The sequence below is a fragment of the Aliiruegeria haliotis genome, from assembly GCF_003003255.1.
In the GTDB taxonomy this organism is placed as follows: Bacteria; Pseudomonadota; Alphaproteobacteria; order Rhodobacterales; family Rhodobacteraceae; genus Tropicimonas; species Tropicimonas haliotis.
On the sequence record NZ_PVTD01000033.1, the window covers coordinates 1 to 1,188 of the forward strand.

The 1,188-nt window shown below is 62.5% G+C and carries 1 protein-coding gene; it reads left to right on the top strand.

The annotated features are described in order from the left end of the window. Position 1 precedes the first annotated feature (1 nt). Positions 2-1,177 (top strand): elongation factor Tu, encoded by a 1,176-nt coding sequence (tuf, locus tag CLV78_RS23580; RefSeq protein WP_106208604.1) that lies wholly within the window; start codon positions 2-4, stop codon positions 1,175-1,177. The last annotated feature ends 11 nt before the right edge of the window (positions 1,178-1,188 follow it).

The window sequence follows — 1,188 nt, forward strand, 5'->3', positions numbered from 1 at the left end:
CATGGCAAAGGAAAAGTTTGACCGCAGCAAGCCGCATATGAACATCGGCACGATCGGTCACGTTGACCACGGCAAGACGACGTTGACGGCCGCGATCACGAAGTATTTCGGTGACTTTCAGGCTTATGACCAGATTGACGGTGCGCCTGAAGAGAAGGCCCGTGGCATCACGATCTCGACCGCGCACGTGGAATACGAGACGGAAAACCGTCACTACGCGCACGTCGACTGCCCCGGCCACGCCGACTATGTGAAGAACATGATCACCGGTGCTGCTCAGATGGACGGCGCGATCCTGGTGGTGTCGGCTGCTGACGGCCCGATGCCGCAGACCCGCGAGCACATCCTGCTCGGTCGCCAGGTCGGCATTCCCTACATGACCGTGTTCATGAACAAGGTTGACCAGGTCGACGACGAGGAGCTGCTGGAGCTCGTCGAGATGGAAATCCGCGAGCTGCTGACCGACTACGAGTACCCCGGCGACGACATTCCGATCGTTGCGGGTTCGGCGCTGGCGGCTCTGGAAGGCAAGTCCCCGGAGATCGGCGAAGAGAAGATCCGCGAGCTTCTGGCCGCTGTCGACGAGTACATCCCGACCCCGGCCCGCGCCGTGGACCAGCCGTTCCTGATGCCGATCGAGGACGTGTTCTCGATTTCCGGCCGTGGTACGGTTGTGACCGGTCGTGTCGAGCGTGGCGTGATCAACGTCGGCGACGAGATCGAGATCGTCGGCATCCGCGACACCTCCAAGACGACCTGCACCGGTGTGGAAATGTTCCGCAAGCTGCTGGATCGTGGTGAGGCCGGCGACAACATCGGCGCGCTGCTGCGTGGTATCGACCGTGAAGGCGTCGAGCGTGGCCAGGTTCTCTGCAAGCCGGGCTCGGTGACGCCGCACACCAAGTTCGAGGCCGAGGCCTACATCCTGACCAAGGAAGAGGGTGGCCGTCACACGCCGTTCTTCGCCAACTACCGTCCGCAGTTCTACTTCCGCACGACGGACGTGACCGGCACGGTGACGCTGGCCGAGGGCACCGAGATGGTGATGCCGGGCGACAACGTCTCCTTCAAGGTCGAGCTGATCGCCCCGATCGCCATGGAAGAAAAGCTCCGCTTCGCCATCCGTGAAGGCGGCCGCACCGTCGGCGCCGGCGTCGTCTCCAAGATCATCGAGTAATCGAAGATCGA